This is a genomic window from Paenibacillus sp. S33 (assembly GCF_053615415.1).
On the sequence record NZ_JBSIEZ010000001.1, the window covers coordinates 2,270,029 to 2,284,202 of the forward strand.

The following is a 14,174-nucleotide window of genomic DNA, read 5'->3' on the forward strand; positions in this document are numbered from 1 at the left end:
TGAACGAATACATAAGCGTATAGCATTACATATTTTCATCATAGTCGGTGACATCACGCTTGGCGGCAGTTGCAGGCGAGTTCGATGTACCGTATTTTTCTACGGCATCCCATGCGCCCGCATCGTCAAATCGTCCTGCATTTCGTTGGCGAACCTCACCTGCACCCTTGGGTGGCGGAGTCATGACCTGTTCCTCTACCGGGCGGTCATTCGATAATTCTCGAGTTGGCGTGTGCTCGACGGTATAGGCTGTATAGGGAATGGCTTGCAACCGTTCAAAAGGAATTTCTTCCCCGCTCTCCACACATATCCCGTACGTTCCATCCTTCATCCGTTGAAGGGCTGCATTGACCTGCTCCAGCTCGTCTTGCAGCGAATCATTAATCGCCAGATCACGGGACCGTTCAAAGGTTTCTGTCCCTATATCAGCGGGGTGGTTATCATAGGACGAGAGCTCACCTGTAGAATCTGTCAGTGTTTCTCCCAATGGAGCGTTTTCCTGACCGTTTTGTTCAAAATGCTTTTCTAAATCCTTTTTCTGCTCCAACAACATATGTTTCAGGTCTGCAAGCTGCGAATCGTTCAAGTGGTTCATGATCATCTCCCCTTCGTGGTCTGGATAAGTGACACGTATGCTCTTTTATACCCGTTCATAGGGCTGGGCAATCAGCAGAGACTTTTATTCCCAGCCTAGAATGTGATATAAAAAGAATAGTGTGTTAAGGAGGGAATAACCGATGGATGAACATATGAAGCGTCGTCTGGATAAGCAAAAGCAGTTGTTTAAGCAACTGGGCATTCAGCTGGACGCGCTCTCCATTCATGAGAAACAGTTTAAGAATAAAATGCGCGGCTATGATCCGGACGAGGTGGATGCCTTTCTGGATGAAGTGATCAAGGATTACGAACGCTTTTATGCGAATATAGCCGACCTGATGGACAAGTGGCAGGAGCAGCAGGCAACCATACGTGATTTGAAAAATGCACCTAAGCCTGCCGCCGACCTTAATGGACTTGACCGTCGTCAACTGGAGGATATCGTTAAGCAGTTGGAATATAGTGTACGCCAATTAAAAGTGCGAGTACGTCCTGAAAATGACTATTTTCCGGAGTAAGGTGCAGTAAGCACTGTGTTAGTGCCTCTATTGTGGTATGATGGAAACATGCATTTTACCAAACATTTAATGAGGCACACACATAAAGGTGGTTAACATGAGTACCCATTTTTCCGTTAGTATCCATTGTCTGCTTCTTCTGGCTGAAGGGGCACCGGAGCGAATGACATCGTCACTTATTGCTTCCAGCATCAATACAAACCCGGTAGTTGTGAGAAGGATTATGAGCCGACTCAAGCAAGCGGGTTTGGTGGATTCGTCGCCTGGAGCACGCGGCTTTCGTCTAAGCATGTCCAGTTCAAACATCAATCTGAAAATGATCTATGAGGCGACCAAGGATGAAGGTCCGTTGTTCGCCATCCATACCGATAGCAATCATAATTGTGAGGTAGGTAGGAACATAGACGCATTGTTGGATGGTTTATATACCGTGGCAGAGCAGAAAATACAGGCGTTTTTCGAGACCGTTACGCTGCGAGATCTGGAGCAGGCACTTCAGCAGCGCGTAGGGCAACAAAGTTCATCGGTGTAAAGACGCTGGTAAGGAGAAATTGATATGAAAATCATCGTACTTTCAGACACTCATATGCCGCATAGAAGCAAAACACTGCCTAGTCGGCTTGTACAGGAGTTAAAAGGCAGTGACCTCATTCTCCATGCCGGAGACTGGACGGATTGGTTCGTATATGAACGTCTAGCTGAATTTGCGCCTGTGCAAGGCATTGCCGGAAACAATGATGGAATGGACATTGTGGAGCGTTTAGGCTATCAACGAATCGTTGAAGCCCAAGGCAAGCGGATCGGTATGGTTCACGGTCACGGCTGGCGAGGCTCGACAGAAAATATCGCATTGAATACGTTTAAGGGAGAAACGCTGGATTGCCTGATTTATGGACATTCGCATATTCCGGTGGTCAAAACGATTGACGGTCAGCTTGTCCTTAATCCGGGGTCTCCGACGGACAAACGCGGCGAAGACGAATATTCATTCATCGTGCTGACGATTGAAGCTGATCAGATGGAAGCACAGCTTGTTCTTTATCCAGATAAACATTGATTTAAAACCAACAACTGTTGATTAAAGGGGAAGCTATGGCTATTTTTGAATTAGAACCAATGAAGCATCATGTGTTGATCTGCAATGGAGGCACATGTATGCGACATGAGGGTGAAGAAGTTACACAGGCAATTCGGGATGAAATTCGTAAACAAAATGCAGAAGCATATATTCACACGACCAGAACTCGCTGTAATGGGCGTTGTCATGATGCTGCGGTTGTGATCGTATATCCTCAAGGGGACTGGTATGGTCAAATGACCCCCGACTCGGGGACCCAACTGGTGCAGAAGCTCGTAACGGGAGAGAAGCTGGAACCTCATCTTTTTCATGAGTGTACAGGTCAATCCAGCTCGGAATAATCCATTCAACCATCTATAAGTACATGAGTAGAGAAAATCTTTGCAGAGATTTTCTCTTTTTTGCGTTTAATCCCCGATGTGAAAGGTAAAAGTATACTGTGGACACCAATCCGATAGGGAGGGAAGTAAAATGGCCCCATTTGAAGATAACCTGCACGATCAGAATCAGCAGAAAGGACAGACGGGGAAAGGAACAACGGAGTCTAAACATCAGAAACAGTCGATCAATCGAGATCATGCAGAGCAGTATCCGACAGAGCAGGAAAGCTTGTTCGACCGTTTTGAGATCGAGCAGACGGTAGACGCCATTCCTGTAGAGGATTTGAAGATGGAAAGACAGGAGGAGAGAGACAAGGATGCAACCAAGCACACCTCTTCCAGTGAGAAAAAATACAATGGTGGCGTATAATCATCAACTAACTGGTAATATTTAAAAAGAAATCTCTTGACTTTAAGATATATGTAATGTATATTAAGTTACGAAAAGTAATTAATTTTTCTCAGGAGGTAACAAAAAAATGGCTAAAGACTTCTTCACAGCTCTGAAAGACAGACGCTCCTATTATGGTATTAGCAAAGAACAGGTTATTTCTGACCAACGGATTCAAGAGATTGTAGAGGAAGCTGTTAAGTACACACCTACCTCTTTCAACTCCCAAACTTCACGTGCTGTAGTGTTGCTCGGAGAGCATCATGATAAACTGTGGAATATTACAGAAGATATTTTGCGTGAGGTTGTAGGCAATGAGGAGCAATTCAAGTCTACTGCCGAGAAAATGAACGGTTTCCGCAGCGGATACGGAACAGTCTTGTTCTTTGAAGACAATAACGTGGTAGCTGGTCTGCAACAACAATTTGAAGCCTACGCGGACAATTTCCCAATCTGGTCCAACCAATCTAATGGTATGCTGCAATTGGTGGTCTGGACGGCTCTGGAGCAAGAAGGACTGGGGGCATCCCTTCAGCATTACAACCCATTGATTGATGAAAAAGTGAAAAACGAATGGAACATTCCTGAGCATTGGAAACTGATTGCTGAAATGCCATTTGGTAAACCGACATTCCAACCAGGTGAAAAAGAATTCCAGCCTGTTGAAGAACGCGTAAAAACATTTAAATAATTATAATTTTCACGATAAAATGACGATTCAGGCTCGACCTGGTAAAGCACTGTGGGTATCCACAGTGCTTTTTGTCATTCCATTTTTAAGGCATATAAGCTTTGATATGTACGGACACAGGGGTTAATTCATCCGTTAGTGGGTGATATTATGTTTAAAATTGGATGAGAAGTTTACATTGGTGTTATTGCGGTTTTATGCAGATGTCTAGGATAACGCGCATTCAAAGGAGGAAAAATGATGAACTATGATTGCATTATTGTTGGTGGGGGAATTGCCGGATTGCAAGCAGCGATTCAATTGGGGAGATACAGCAGTCATCGGGTGCTGGTCATAGATTCGGGCTATGGCCGATCTACGCTGTGCCATCAGTATCATAATATTTTGGGCTTTCCTGACGGAATTTCTGGTGAAGAGCTGCGACGGCTTGGACGTAGTGAAGCCACAAAACTAGGTACTGAGTTTATTGAAGGGAAGGCGGTAAAAGCCGCCCAAAGAGGAGAGCTTTTTGACATTCAAGTGGAGGCAGGAACCGTGTATTCATCTAAGACGCTGTTGTTAGCTACAGGGCTAACGGACCGTTTTCCAAAGCTGGAAGGGTTACAAGCCTGCTTGGGCAACAGTGTATATGTGTGCCCGGACTGTGACGGTTACGAGGTTCAGGATCGCAGCACGGTCGTCATGGGGGCCGGTAAAGCAGGAGCTTCCATGGCTCTGATCTTGTCAGCGCGTACCGATCAACTTGTTTATGTCAATCATGAGCGTTCAGAGGTGCCGGACGAGCTGATTGTGAAGCTGCGGGAAAAAGGGATTGGCTATAAGGAAGCAGCCATTTCTGAGATTATAACCGGAGAACCGGGCTGTTTTGAAGGAGTGCGGCTGGCTGAAGGACAAGTGGTTCGAGCAGAGCGGGGCTTTTTAGCTTTTGGCAGCAATCATGTTCATTCAGAGCTGGCAGAGCAACTGGGTGTACATCTGCTGCACAATAAGCATATTGAAACTCATCCTCGCAGCAAAATGACAAATGTGGAAAATGTATGGGTAGCCGGGGACTTAGGAACTCATGCCGAGCAAGCGACTGTGGCAATGGGAGAAGGAGCTATGTCAGCGATTTGGATACACAAGGTATTAACTGGTATGAAAACAAAAGTACCGCAGCTCTGAGAGCTGCGGTTTAGAACGATGGGCGTGTACTCGTTGGGAGTTGAAGTTCAAAGCGTTTAAATTGATCGCTAATGCCATACTTACGTAAAATTTCCGCTTGTTTGTTACCGATGAGATCAAAATGCGGATAGGGCTGACGCTGATGAATATATTGGGGGTCTAATCCGTTTTGGTTGCACCATAAGCGCAGCTTGTCCAAATCAGAACATCCTACCTTGGTGACAGTTGTCATGCCTGGAAAGCGATCATCCAGCCAGTAATGGGTCAGAAAAGCAATTTCACCACGACTGACCTCTCTTTTCCAGGCCATAAGTTCCTGGCGGGTAATGCCAAATGCCATCGTTCTCATCCTTCCTTGGCCCATTCTGAAATTATGAGCTGCTGAGCGGTTGTCCCATTATTTTCGTACTATAGTTTGTATTATGATCCACATGGGGTAACACAATAACAGGAGACCATGTGTGGCGACCTCCTGTTAGCAGTTAAAGCCATCTCTCGGCCCAGCTCTCCACACCATTCAATGCATCACCTAGCTCTTTACCCTTGCGTGTCAGCGAATACTCAGTACGCACAGGCCGCTCTGTGATGACATTGCGAAGGATCAGGCCGGAAAGCTCTAGTTCCTTGATGCGTTCGTTCAGCATGCGTTTGCTAAGATCAGGTATAGAGACGTGAATTTCACTAAATCGTTTGGGATGTTCCATCAAAGTATGAATGATGAGAGCGGTCCATTTTTTGCTGATGATCTGAAAGGACTGTTCCACCTTACCGCACAAAAGCTTAGGCTGCCTGTCGTCGCTCATCTGAATCCCCTCAATTTCATTGTTGTTTTAAACAGTATACTAAAAGTAACTCTGTATACCAATAGTAACTATAACACTTTGTATCAACTGTGACATATTTAACAGTTTTTTCTCTTTCCTTTCGTCAATCATACCACAGAAAACGTTATCATTACAGGATATATCGAATGTTCACGATTTCGCTAAAATTTGATTGACTTGCCCCTTATTTTGGGTGTATTATGGGTTACGTTAATTCCTCAGGTAACTTTTAATAACCTCATCTTTATAATGGGAAGAAGGAATAATTCATGGATTCAATGACATTTGTCTTATTTGGAGCGACAGGGGATTTGGCGAAACGCAAAATTTACCCTGCCTTGTATAATTTGTTTGTAGAAGGTAAAATTCCGGCTTCCTTTTCTGTAATTGGGATGGGGCGTCGTGAAGTGGCGGACGAGCAATTTCAAAGTAATGTAGAGCAATCCATTAAGGATTTTTCCAGACACGTGAATGAAGACCGTGCACAGATGGATCAGTTCTTAAGTGCTTTCCGTTACAGCGCATTGAACGTCAACCACCCGGAAGATTATAAAAAGCTGCTGCAGCTTGCTGAGCAACGTGAAAATGACTTGGGAATTCCGGGGAACCGCATGTTTTACTTATCGGTGGCACCGGAATTTTTTGATGTGATTGCCCACAATATTCGAGAAAGTGGTTTAGCTGAAACAAAGGGTTGGAAACGGCTCATTATCGAAAAACCATTTGGGCACGATCTGGAATCCGCACGTGAGCTGAACGATCGCCTGAGCAGAACCTTTGCTGAGGATGAGATTTATCGTATTGACCATTACTTAGGTAAGCCCATGGTACAAAACCTGGAAGCCTTAAAATTTGCTAATCCATTGCTTCAAGGGATATGGAACAATCAATACATCGCCAATGTGCAAATTACCGCATCCGAGACTGTAGGGGTGGAGGAGAGAGCGGGATACTACGATCATTCCGGCGCTATTCGTGATATGGTACAAAATCACATGCTGCAGGTGTTGATGATGACGGCGATGAACAAGCCGGGACATGTCACGGCTGATCAGGTGCGTGACGAAAAAAGCAAGGTGATGGACGCGCTTCGTGCGCTTGATCCTTCCGATATTGCTTCCAACGTGGTTAGAGGCCAATATACCAACGGTGAGATCAACGGAAAAGCAGTTCCTTCCTATAAAGAAGAGCCAGATATCGGACCTGATTCGCAAAATGATACTTTCATTTCAGCTCGCCTATGGATTGACAACGAACAATGGTCGGGTGTGCCGTTCTATATTCGTACCGGCAAACGTATGAAAGAAAAATCTACTCGTATCGTCGTGGAATTCAAAAAGGACAGCACAGATCCTTATGCCGCTCAAGGGCAACCGACTGACCCGAACTTGCTGATCATCCATGTTAACCCGGATGAAAAGGTAACGTTGCGTCTAAATAGCAGAGACCCGCTAAACGCTGGTCAACTGGAAACGGTTCTGATGAATTATCATTCCGAGGCCAAGGATGTACCAGAAGCCTATGAGCGCCTCATCTTTGATGCGCTGCGCGGCGATTCCACCTTTTTTGCTCATTGGAACGAAGTTGAGCTTTCATGGGTGTGGGTTCAACCTGTACTGGAAGCTTTTGCTCGTGGTGAGGTTCCACTTCACACGTATACAGCAGGCTCTTACGGTCCAGAAGCTTCAGATCAATTGTTGGAAGAACAAGGCTTTACATGGTGGCTGGACGAAAAGTCCGAAAGCACTGAAAAAGCAGTCGTTCGTTCTTAACACCAATAAGAAAGTATATACAAAATATGTTTGCTACGGCAGGAGGCCTTTACAATGCAAGTAGGATTAATTGGTTTGGGAAAAATGGGCTTGAATCTCGGAAAAAATTTGATCGATCATAAGCATGAACTTGTCGCTTACGACGTCAATGCAGCCGCAATCCAAGAAATGAAGGATTATGGAGCTACAGGTGCTTCTACATTGGAAGAGCTTGTACAGGCAACTCAATCCCCTAGAGTATTGTGGATTATGGTTCCTCACCAAATTGTTGATTCTGTGCTGGATCAGCTTCAACCGATGTTGTCCAAAGGGGACATCATTATTGAAGGTGGTAATTCTCATTACAAAGAGTCTATTGCTCGTCATGCCCGTCTTCAAGAATATGGTATCAGCTTCATGGATGCTGGAACTTCAGGCGGGATGGAAGGCGCACGTAATGGCGCTTGTTACATGATCGGTGGCGATCCGGAAGCTTGGGCGGTTGTTGAGCCTATTTTCCGCGACACAGCAGTGGAAAATGGATATCTGTATGCAGGTAAATCAGGAAGCGGACATTTTCTGAAAATGGTTCATAACGGTGTGGAATACGGCATGATGGCTTCCATCGGTGAAGGATTTGAAGTGCTAGAAAAAAGCAGCTTTGACTTTGATTATGAACAAGTAGCGCGCGTGTGGAACAACGGTTCTGTTATTCGCTCTTGGCTGATGGGTTTGACTGAACGTGCATTTTCCAAAGATGCAAACCTGGACGAAATTCGTGGGGTTATGCACTCTTCTGGTGAAGGAAAATGGACGGTAGAGGAAGCACTGGACATTCAGGCCGCAACTCCGGTTATTGCCTTGTCCCTGCTGATGCGCTATCGTTCTCTTGATGCGGACACGTTCAACGGGAAAGTGGTTGCTGCGTTGCGCAATGAATTTGGCGGTCACGCGGTAGAAAAGAAGTAATAACAATATAAGTTAGTATCTATCCCCGTAGCTTCACAACTGCGGGGATATTGCTATATGTTTTGTCGTTTATTGGATTTTTGCAAAACCTGCATATGCATATTTTTCCTTGTATATCCGCACAATAGGTGAAAAAGGCGGAAGGATGAATAGCAAATGTGCAAGAGGTTTTCGTTATCGGCTGATTTGGATGAGGTTAGGGATCATTTTGGTATACAACGGGTGATGTATTATTACAAAACACGCTATAACATGAGTCCCACCCAGCATGTTCCAATTGTGCTGCATCAGGATGGAGAACGAGTACTTGATGAATTCCGCTGGGGATTTATTCCCTACTGGGGCAAGGATTGTGTCAATGCAGACTTGAATACGGTTCGGGTAAATCCAAGTTATCGCAAGATGGCGGAAACCCGGCGCTGTATCATTCCATGCAATGGATTTTATTATTGGCGAAAATTGGGTAAACGCATGTGTGCTGTACGAGTGGTATTGCCGGAACAGAAGATGTTTGCGGTCGCGGGGCTATATGAAGTATGGCAGGATAGTCGTAAGGAGCCTTTACGCACCTGTACGATGATGACAGTTCAGGCCAATACGGATATACGTGAATTCGATACCCGTATGCCGGCTATTTTGGAAGCTGACCATATAGATTCATGGCTGAGTCCGTCTGTACAGAACATAGATGAGCTACTACCTCTACTACGCACGTATGAGCAAGGAGACATGAGCATCTATCCGGTGACCCCACTGGTGGCCAATGATGAACATGATAACCGTGAATGCATTCAGGAAATGGATTTGCAGTGGTCCTGGATTAAACCTTAAAACGTATGTAGATTTTCATCCATGATTGATCATAAGCTTCCCGCCGCCTGCATAGGTATGTATTGGGGAACAAGCGTCATGATCCGGGGAGAGGGGAAACGGCCGAAGGAGTATCTCATATGGGATGGAGGCGATTGGAATGAGTAACGATACACTCATCCAGCTGCTGGTGCTCATGGTGACGATCATCGGTCTGGTCCAAAACCGGTAAGTGGCAGGTTCCAGAAGGCGGGAGAATTGCCGTAGGCAATCTTCCGTTTTTTTTGTGTTAAAAAGCTCGCAGATTAAGGAAGCTTACGGTACAATAGATGCTAGGCTACAGGTGACAAGACACCTGAATATACGTCTACATACGATATATTTTTAAGGGAGAGCAAATCATGAGTGAATTAACTTCATTACCACCAGCCAAAAAAAGAAAATTGCTGTTTAGCGCAGGGCTCAGCTGGTTGTTTGATGCTATGGATGTGGGGCTGCTTTCATTTATAGTCGCAGCGTTGGCAAAGGAGTGGCATCTGGGATCTGAGCAAATTGGACTGCTAACTGCAATGAATTCGATAGGAATGGTGTTCGGAGCCGCTTTGGCGGGGATTTTGGCTGATCGTTACGGTAGACGTGCTATATTAGTGTGGACATTGTTGATCTTTTCTATTGCCAGTGGATTATCCGCTTTGGCGACAGGTCTCGGAATGCTGCTGGTACTGCGTTTTATTGCTGGTGCAGGCTTGGGTGGGGAATTGCCTGTTGCTTCGACGCTGGTGTCAGAATCAGTGCCTGTGAAAGAACGAGGAAGAGCGGTTGTCCTGCTGGAAAGCTTTTGGGCGGCAGGCTGGATCCTTTCGGCTCTTATTGCTTATTTTGTTATTCCAAAGTATGGTTGGCAAATGGCGTTTATTCTCGGCGCAGTACCTGCGCTGTACGCTCTTTATCTGCGCAGAGCTATAGATGATTCACCGCGTTACAAGCAGCAAAGCGTCAAACTTCCGCTGCGTGCACGATTGGCTTCGATTTGGTCGGGACCCCATCGCAAGTCTACACTGATGCTGTGGATTTTATGGTTCACAGTTGTATTTTCATACTACGGCATGTTCCTGTGGCTACCGAGCATGATGTTTATGAAAGGTTTCGAACTGGTTAAAAGCTTTGAGTATGTGCTGATCATGACGCTTGCGCAACTACCAGGTTACTTTACCGCCGCTTATCTAATTGAAAAGCTGGGCCGCAAATTCGTACTGATCATCTACTTGCTGCTCACAGCAGTGTCCGCCATTTGGTTTGGCACCTCGGAAACGGCGGGAATGCTGTTGGCTGCTGGTATCAGCTTGTCCTTTTTTAATCTTGGTGCATGGGGAGCCATGTACGCCTATACTCCAGAATTGTACCCGACAGCTGTACGTTCAACTGGTGTGGGTATGGCGGCTGCGTTTGGCCGTATTGGAGGCGTTATCGGGCCTTTTGCGGTCGGTATACTCGTAGGACAGGGCGTAGCGCTACCATCTATCTTTGTGATTTTCTTCGTAGCTATCTTGATCGGAGCTGCGGCTGTATGGTTGCTGGGTACGGAAACCAAAAATCAGGAGATTGACTAACCTTTACATTCACCTGTGTAAAGATTCATAATATAAGAGAGAGGAGTGACCTGAAATGGAGCATACCTTTCTGCTCAAGGCAGACTGGAACGGGGGGCGCAACAGCGACGGCCATATTGAGGCTGGACAGTTGCGGACTGCAATTTCGATCCCGGCTGAGATGGGAGGCCCTGGTGTGGGCACCAATCCAGATGAAATGCTGCTCGGTGCCGCCGCTACCTGCTATTTGATTACGTTGGCGGCGATGATGGAGCGCGCGAGTCTCCCGGTGGCATCACTGGCGCTGGAATCCGAAGGGATTGTCGATGTAACGAACAATATTTTTACATATCGCCGAATTGTGCATCGTCCGCAGGTTCAATTGGCCGCCGATGCGACAGAATCGCAGATTGAACAAGCATTTCGACTGGCAGAGCAGGCAGAAACCTCATGCATGATCTCGCGTGCCGTAGCGGGAAATGTGGCGTTGTCCACAGAGCCCGTGGTGGAGCGCGCCTCTTAAAGCGATATTTGTAACAGGAGCAATCATTCCAATTGCCCATCATTTTTTTAATCCAAGGAGGACACAACCATGACAGCACAACAAAAATTGCTCGTATTTGCAGGCTCTTACGCCGAATTGGAAGGTAACGGAGTTTATTCGTACACTTTTAATGAACAGACAGGAGCACTTACACTACAGGATGAGTTCTCCGGCTTGAAAAATCCTACATTCCTGAATGTGGACGTCAAAAATCGGAAGCTGTATTCCATTGGAGAGACGACTTCTGCTGCAGGAGCGAAAGTAGGCGAAGCCTCTGCTTTCGAAATTGACCCAGTTAAAGGGACATTTACATTGCTGAATCGTGCGGAAAACGTGGGTGCAACAACTTGCCACATTCAGCGTGATCCATCTGATCGTTACCTTATTGTAGTCAGCTACCACGGTGGTATGGTGGGACTGGTGTCTCTGACTGAGGACGGACGTATCGGTGAGTTGCTGGATGTTAAACAGCATGAGGGCAAAGGAGCGCATCCTGAACGTCAGGATCGTCCACATCCACATTCCAGTTTCTTTAGTCCAGATGGTCGCTTCCTGTTCGTACAAGATCTCGGTCTGGATCTGATCCGCGTTTACACCATTGATGACAGCAAAGGACAACTGGTGTTTCATGGTGAAACGAAAACCCATGCAGGTGCAGGTCCACGTCATTTGACGTTCCACCCGAATGGTAAATTTGCTTTTGTCATTAACGAAGTGGATTCTTCCATTACTTCTTTTGCATATGATGCAGAGGCTGGCAAGCTCACTGAGCTTGAGAGCGTACCGACATTACCGTCTGACTTTACAGGTGAAAACACAACTGCTGAAATTGCGATTTCGGGGGATGGAGCTTATCTGTACGGTTCCAACCGTGGGCATGACAGCATTGTCGTATACGCTGTAGACGGAGCAACTGGCAAGCTGAGCCTAGTCGAGCATGTATCTGCTGAAGGAGAGCATCCACGCCATTTTGCTCTGACTCCAAATGGTGACCATATGCTTGTGGCCAACCGCGACACCAACAACATCGTTACGTTCAAAGTGGACAAGGCAAGTGGACGCTTGACCTACACCGGGCAACAAGTAACCGTATCCAAGCCAGTATGCGTACAGCCTTTTTACTTTTCTGTATAAAAATTAGGAAAACATTAGGGGTAGCTAAGTAACGGTATGCGGCTTGTGACCGCTACGAGAACGGATCATTCTTCCGATCGCTGTTGCCCCCAGATTTCTTGTTTGTATGTTCAAGGGTAGAAATCCGGGGGCAAAGGCGAACGCTCCGCTTCTTCAGAACGATTCCGTCCTCTCCGCTGCTTTAGTGCTTTTGGCGACTCTTCACTTTTATTTATACAGACTAAAGAAATGAAGGACTATGTATATGTGTGATGGTTTCGAGTGATTCACTAAGTATAGAGGATTTTTAGAAAACGGTTCGTAGATTAATCTGCGGACCGTTTTTATTTTTTACCCAGTCGTTTCTAAGAAAAGTCTTATTATATATGAATATACGATAATATTTTATATATATTCTCATAACCAATCGTTTGGACAACGAGCGCGACTTCTTCAGACGTTAATACGGATTGAAGGAGAGATAGAATCGTGATAGACTTTTTTATGGAGTGTCGTCACCTTTCGATTGGTTTGTAGGGGTACAAACGATTTTACCGAGTTGACGACTCATGTTCTACCATTTAGTGGTTAATTACAGGGCTGTTAGAATGGTTTTACACATTAGGTTGGCTATAGTCAAAGCCGTTACGAATTTATAAACTGAACATCAGAGAATAGGCGGGAAAAATGAAAAATGGAAGAATTATGAATAAACAAGAGAGAATTGTAACAGTCTTTTTATATGGAGTTTTCATTTATTCAAAAACGATAAAAGAGCAATAACCAATCTGCTATTTATATTCATAGTGAGTTTATTTATTGAAATCATTCAGGGGCTTTTTGGCATTGGAGCATCAGACATTGATGATATAATTTTAAATTGTGTGGGTGGATTAGTTGGTATTTTAGGGTATAAGTTTTTATTGTTTATATTACGAGCTGAGAAAAAAGTACGTACTGTAATCACAATACTTTCAGCAATAGGATTACCTTTTTTATTATATTTATTATTTGTGATCAGATTGCGCCTCTGAATATCTTTATTGCATATGCAAGATGATACTCTACACAAAAGGTACGGTATGAATAGAAGCTTGAAAGTTGGGACTCACTTCATGTGGGTCTCTTTTCATTTTAGCCGGGCTTTAACTAGAACAAGACAGATGAAAAAAAGATTAGAATAAAATTTGGAACTTTGAATTGAAAAACATGACAATGCAGATATAATAAGCTTTAAATTATGAAATAAGATACGAATAATCTCGGCAAGAAAAGGGTACATATGTTATAAGCGGGACGGGACAAGAGCCCCTTGAGCATCTCCAATACGTAATGCAAATTCAATATAAGTGTTAGAGGCTCAAAATGAGAATGGTAGAGATAAGCTGAGTAACGAAGCGGGCAGATGGATTTCGGAGAAGCGATAGCATTCGCCTTTGGAACCTGATTTTAACCATTAAAATATATTCAAAAAATCAGGCTCCAACAGCGATCGGAGAAACCATCTGTTTGCGTAGTGGGCCTCACAGACCGATAAGAGTATATAAAGGAGAGATTCACATGAAAATTATCATTACACAACAGGAAGCCGTCGACAAAGGAATATGGACAGAGATCATGGGGATGTTTGCTGTAACCAAAGAGGACGAAGTATGGCAAAATGAAGAGTTTATTCTCACCGAAGAACAGGCACGTCAGGTCGGGTTATTAAGATAGCAAAGATAAATAGGACTTATTATCAAGTTTTAAGACCAA

General features: G+C 45.0%; 18 protein-coding genes. 15 read left to right on the plus strand and 3 right to left on the minus strand.

Going from position 1 to position 14,174, the window contains the following annotated elements; genetic code table 11:
* Positions 1 to 25: 25 nt before the first annotated feature.
* Positions 26 to 595 (minus strand): TraR/DksA C4-type zinc finger protein, encoded by a 570-nt coding sequence (locus tag ACWGXJ_RS10770; protein WP_254351356.1) that lies wholly within the window; start codon positions 593 to 595, stop codon positions 26 to 28.
* Positions 596 to 737: 142 nt separating this feature from the next.
* Between ACWGXJ_RS10770 and ACWGXJ_RS10775 the strand changes: the two genes are divergently transcribed.
* The 7 genes from ACWGXJ_RS10775 (at position 738) to ACWGXJ_RS10805 (ending at position 4,819) form a co-directional block, all read left to right on the plus strand.
* The gene (locus ACWGXJ_RS10775; protein ID WP_023988297.1) at positions 738 to 1,115 is read left to right on the plus strand and encodes a DivIVA domain-containing protein; all 378 of its coding nucleotides are present in this window, start codon (positions 738 to 740) and stop codon (positions 1,113 to 1,115) included.
* Positions 1,116 to 1,212: 97 nt separating this feature from the next.
* Positions 1,213 to 1,647 carry an Rrf2 family transcriptional regulator gene (locus ACWGXJ_RS10780; RefSeq protein WP_013310015.1) on the plus strand — a complete coding sequence of 145 codons (435 nt, stop codon included), beginning with the start codon at positions 1,213 to 1,215 and terminating at the stop codon, positions 1,645 to 1,647.
* Between the two features lie 24 nt (positions 1,648 to 1,671).
* A complete protein-coding gene (locus ACWGXJ_RS10785) occupies positions 1,672 to 2,172 on the plus strand; it encodes a metallophosphoesterase family protein (RefSeq protein ID WP_061830315.1) in 501 nt (166 codons plus the stop codon).
* A gap of 35 nt (positions 2,173 to 2,207) precedes the next feature.
* Complete coding sequence (locus tag ACWGXJ_RS10790; RefSeq protein ID WP_061830316.1) at positions 2,208 to 2,534, plus strand: (2Fe-2S) ferredoxin domain-containing protein; 327 nt, start codon at positions 2,208 to 2,210, stop codon at positions 2,532 to 2,534.
* Positions 2,535 to 2,664: 130 nt separating this feature from the next.
* Positions 2,665 to 2,943: a hypothetical protein gene (locus ACWGXJ_RS10795; protein ID WP_061830317.1), complete on the plus strand. Its 279-nt coding sequence runs from the start codon at positions 2,665 to 2,667 to the stop codon at positions 2,941 to 2,943.
* Positions 2,944 to 3,052: 109 nt separating this feature from the next.
* Complete coding sequence (locus ACWGXJ_RS10800) at positions 3,053 to 3,655, plus strand: nitroreductase family protein (RefSeq protein ID WP_025722870.1); 603 nt, start codon at positions 3,053 to 3,055, stop codon at positions 3,653 to 3,655.
* Positions 3,656 to 3,895: 240 nt separating this feature from the next.
* On the plus strand, positions 3,896 to 4,819 hold the full coding sequence (locus tag ACWGXJ_RS10805; RefSeq protein ID WP_452567890.1) for an NAD(P)/FAD-dependent oxidoreductase: 924 nt from the start codon (positions 3,896 to 3,898) through the stop codon (positions 4,817 to 4,819).
* A 10-nt stretch (positions 4,820 to 4,829) separates the two neighbouring features.
* Here ACWGXJ_RS10805 and ACWGXJ_RS10810 read toward each other — a convergent pair whose 3' ends face one another.
* Positions 4,830 to 5,159, minus strand: coding sequence for a hypothetical protein (locus ACWGXJ_RS10810; RefSeq protein WP_452566707.1), 330 nt, complete (start codon positions 5,157 to 5,159; stop codon positions 4,830 to 4,832).
* A gap of 142 nt (positions 5,160 to 5,301) precedes the next feature.
* Positions 5,302 to 5,622 carry a winged helix-turn-helix transcriptional regulator gene (locus tag ACWGXJ_RS10815; RefSeq protein ID WP_007430161.1) on the minus strand — a complete coding sequence of 107 codons (321 nt, stop codon included), beginning with the start codon at positions 5,620 to 5,622 and terminating at the stop codon, positions 5,302 to 5,304.
* A 290-nt stretch (positions 5,623 to 5,912) separates the two neighbouring features.
* On the opposite strand from ACWGXJ_RS10815, the gene zwf reads away from it, so the two are divergent.
* The 8 genes from zwf (at position 5,913) to ACWGXJ_RS10855 (ending at position 14,135) form a co-directional block, all read left to right on the plus strand.
* Positions 5,913 to 7,415, plus strand: a complete 1,503-nt coding sequence (gene zwf, locus ACWGXJ_RS10820; RefSeq protein WP_254351355.1) for a glucose-6-phosphate dehydrogenase — start codon at positions 5,913 to 5,915, stop codon at positions 7,413 to 7,415.
* A gap of 54 nt (positions 7,416 to 7,469) precedes the next feature.
* Positions 7,470 to 8,363, plus strand: coding sequence for a phosphogluconate dehydrogenase (NAD(+)-dependent, decarboxylating) (gene gnd / locus ACWGXJ_RS10825; protein WP_053325295.1), 894 nt, complete (start codon positions 7,470 to 7,472; stop codon positions 8,361 to 8,363).
* 156 nt (positions 8,364 to 8,519) lie between these two features.
* On the plus strand, positions 8,520 to 9,194 hold the full coding sequence (locus tag ACWGXJ_RS10830) for an SOS response-associated peptidase (protein WP_165175551.1): 675 nt from the start codon (positions 8,520 to 8,522) through the stop codon (positions 9,192 to 9,194).
* 380 nt (positions 9,195 to 9,574) lie between these two features.
* Positions 9,575 to 10,783, plus strand: coding sequence for an MFS transporter (locus tag ACWGXJ_RS10835; RefSeq protein ID WP_069291760.1), 1,209 nt, complete (start codon positions 9,575 to 9,577; stop codon positions 10,781 to 10,783).
* Between the two features lie 55 nt (positions 10,784 to 10,838).
* Entirely contained in the window at positions 10,839 to 11,285 is a 447-nt protein-coding gene (locus ACWGXJ_RS10840) for an OsmC family protein (RefSeq protein ID WP_452566708.1), read from the plus strand.
* Positions 11,286 to 11,354: 69 nt separating this feature from the next.
* A complete protein-coding gene (locus ACWGXJ_RS10845; protein ID WP_061830324.1) occupies positions 11,355 to 12,440 on the plus strand; it encodes a lactonase family protein in 1,086 nt (361 codons plus the stop codon).
* A 719-nt stretch (positions 12,441 to 13,159) separates the two neighbouring features.
* Positions 13,160 to 13,453: a VanZ family protein gene (locus ACWGXJ_RS10850; RefSeq protein WP_416145801.1), complete on the plus strand. Its 294-nt coding sequence runs from the start codon at positions 13,160 to 13,162 to the stop codon at positions 13,451 to 13,453.
* A 526-nt stretch (positions 13,454 to 13,979) separates the two neighbouring features.
* The gene (locus tag ACWGXJ_RS10855; RefSeq protein ID WP_172828312.1) at positions 13,980 to 14,135 is read left to right on the plus strand and encodes a hypothetical protein; all 156 of its coding nucleotides are present in this window, start codon (positions 13,980 to 13,982) and stop codon (positions 14,133 to 14,135) included.
* Positions 14,136 to 14,174: the final 39 nt, after the last annotated feature.